Annotated in this window: 4 protein-coding genes; all 4 read right to left on the bottom strand. The window is 65.6% G+C overall.

Features of this window, described 5'->3' with window-relative positions; genetic code table 11:
* Positions 1-74 precede the first annotated feature (74 nt).
* A complete protein-coding gene (locus tag U9977_RS17435) occupies positions 75-512 on the bottom strand; it encodes a PIN domain-containing protein (RefSeq protein WP_322750335.1) in 438 nt (145 codons plus the stop codon).
* Positions 509-718, bottom strand: a complete 210-nt coding sequence (locus U9977_RS17430; protein WP_322750334.1) for a type II toxin-antitoxin system VapB family antitoxin — start codon at positions 716-718, stop codon at positions 509-511. Before U9977_RS17430 ends, U9977_RS17435 begins: the two co-directional genes overlap by 4 nt.
* A 62-nt stretch (positions 719-780) precedes the next feature.
* Entirely contained in the window at positions 781-1,350 is a 570-nt protein-coding gene (locus tag U9977_RS17425) for a heme-binding beta-barrel domain-containing protein (RefSeq protein WP_322750333.1), read from the bottom strand.
* 191 nt (positions 1,351-1,541) lie between these two features.
* Positions 1,542-2,285: a helix-turn-helix domain-containing protein gene (locus tag U9977_RS17420; protein WP_322750332.1), complete on the bottom strand. Its 744-nt coding sequence runs from the start codon at positions 2,283-2,285 to the stop codon at positions 1,542-1,544.
* Positions 2,286-2,516 lie beyond the last annotated feature (231 nt).

Raw genomic sequence — 2,516 nt, 5'->3', positions numbered from 1 at the left:
CCCCCCGTACAGCCGCCGCCCGGCCGGGCCTGCAGAACCGGACTACCGACCGCGGTTCAATCACAGGCCAGGTGTCAGGCGATGGCGCCACGGGGAGCGATCCAGACGTGTGGCTGTCCGGTCGTGGCGGCAATGTGTTCGAAGTCTGCATCGTAATGCAGGATTACCGCGCCGTGGTGTTCGGCCACGGCGGCGGTAATCAGGTCGATGACTCCGGCGGCGCGGTGGTGGCCTCGGGCGGCCATCCGGATCTGGACATCACGCGCCCGGTCGGCGATGACCTCGCTGACCGGTAACGTCACGTAGAGGGTTCGGCGGCGCTCGGCGATCGTGCGGATGTCGGTAAGATCACGACCGGAGTAGCCGGCTTCCAGGTCGACCGTCACGCAGGTGGCCGCGGCCCGATCCGCGATGAGCCCGGCGATGACATTGCGGATGGCCAGATGACCGACCCGCGCGTGCGCCGAGGTGTCGATCAGATAGAGCTGGCCGGGACCGACCGGGACGGTCACCGACGAGCCTGGCGCATGATCTCCTGATCGGCGATGTCCGGACCGACACCGAGGGCGTACGGGTCATCAAGCAACTGTTCGATACGACGGCGACGATTGGCCACGAACTCGAGCGCGGCGTTGACGGTGTCCTTCTTCGTCGTGGTGCCCAGCTCCTTGGCCGCCAACGCCAGCGCCTCGTCGTCAAGATCGATCATCGTCTTCATATATCCGATCATACAGCCCGAGCAATATGATCAACAATACGAAAACAGTCTGCGATTCCCGGTCAGCCTGCGATGCGGCGCAGCACGTTGCGATCGGTGTGCTCGACCACGCCATCCCACCGGGCATGTGTGATCAACGTCTTCTCGCTGTAGGCGAAGACACCGTCGGCCTGCACCGTCACCGTGACCTCAAAGCCGGTCGTGCGGGCGGCCTTCGCCAGGTAGAGGTTGGACAGAATGCCGTAGGTCTCCGACTCCACCTCCGCCCGCATGGTGAAGGTGGTCGCATCCGGCGCCGCGGTGCCGCCGGCCAGCACGCTCTGGCCGCGGGGCACGGTGAAGCACCGCATCACCTGGCCGGCAACGGCATCCCACAGCCAGTAGCCGAGCTCGGTGTGGAACGGGTTCTCCTCGCCGATGCGCCACGCGGCGGTGCGGTAGTCCAGGCCGTACAGCACCTGTGGGCCGTTCTCCACCGGGCCGAACGGCTTGAGCGACATGCGCTCGCGGAACGGTGTCTCGACGATGCGGCCCTCGGCGTTCGAGAAGGCCACGTCCAGACCCTCGTCGCCCTCCCACTCCCCGGCCAGCGCCGCCAACGGCCCGAACTCGGTGGCCTGCACGCTCTCCACTCGGAACCCCTCTTCACCCGGCTCGAACCTCCCGGACCGTCACAGTCCGACAGCCAGGACGTTACCGGTCGACTCCGGTAATGCGGGCGGATCCGGCAGATTTTGGCCCGTGAGACTGGCAGCATCCGAGTAGATGGTCCCGGAACTTCGTGGGTGCGGGTCCGGCCTGAACGGCCAGAAGCTCCGACTAATTACAGAAAGTAATCATCATCGGCAAAGGTGGGTGGCGCTGCCTGCGGGGCCAGGAAGTGGAAGTTGGGCGGCGGGCCGACTGTGCGTTCCAGAGTCCTGATGACCTCGCGAGGGTTATCGTGCGGGCCCGAAATGAAGAACGGCTTACCGTCCTTACCGAAGGTGATGACTGACGGCCCTTGCCACGTACCGAGGTGGTCGGCCGCCTGGGTGAAGTCGACGTGGGGTTCGAAACCGAGGCCGCGGGCGTACTCGACGGCGCCGAACACAATGTGCCGAGCGAGCTCGATCGGCGCGTCCTGCCATCCGTGCGGGTAGGTGGAGAAGTAGTCCGGCAGGAACCGCCGCAGATCCAGTTCGTTCTTGATGTCGGGGCCACGGACGTTCTTGACGCCCAGGCAGTAGGCGTCAACCAGGTAGCCGCACACCGATACCTTGTCCCAACGGTGCCTGCGGGCGACCAGCACACTGACCAACCCGCCTATGGCGTCCTCCGACGCTGCTTCATCTTCGTCCACCCAGCCGCGTGACTGGTCAACAGCGAGTCCCAGACTCCAGCCCACGTTGATCCAGCAACCAGCGACTTCCGGCTCACCCGCTACGGCGTCCCGCTCCGCGGCGACGACTCGTACCAGGGAGGCGACGACCGAGGGCGGCACGCCAAGGGCGCGGGCGATCGCCTTCGGAGGCTTCCCCTCACTGCGCAATCGACGGACCTGATCGAGTAGCTCTACGTCGCCCATGGGAGCGGTATTTTATCAAAGCCGCCTCGGCTGGCTCGAACTCCAACAGTTCGCGAGCCCTTTGGATGTGAAGAGGCGCGGTGTCCTCGCGAGATTCGGTCACCGTTCGTAGGAGTCCGTGATCGCAGGCCGGCGACCGGCACGGCTGCCGTGGGAACACCGGCGAACAGAACACGCGGATCATCGGCACCGTCGTGCGGCTACACAGAGAACGGCGGACCGGAGCCGTAA

Origin of the sequence: Protofrankia sp. Cas8 (assembly GCF_963555845.1) — a bacterium.
Lineage (GTDB): Bacteria > Actinomycetota > Actinomycetes > Frankiales > Frankiaceae > Protofrankia.
This window is presented reverse-complemented; position numbering and strand designations above follow the sequence as displayed.

Excerpts from the sequence above, each read along its gene's own strand:
- U9977_RS17420 (WP_322750332.1), bottom strand. The coding sequence starts at position 2,285 with ATGGGCGACGTAGAGCTACTCGATCAGGTCCGTCGATTGCGCAGTGAG.
- U9977_RS17430 (WP_322750334.1), bottom strand. The coding sequence starts at position 718 with ATGAAGACGATGATCGATCTTGACGACGAGGCGCTGGCGTTGGCGGCC.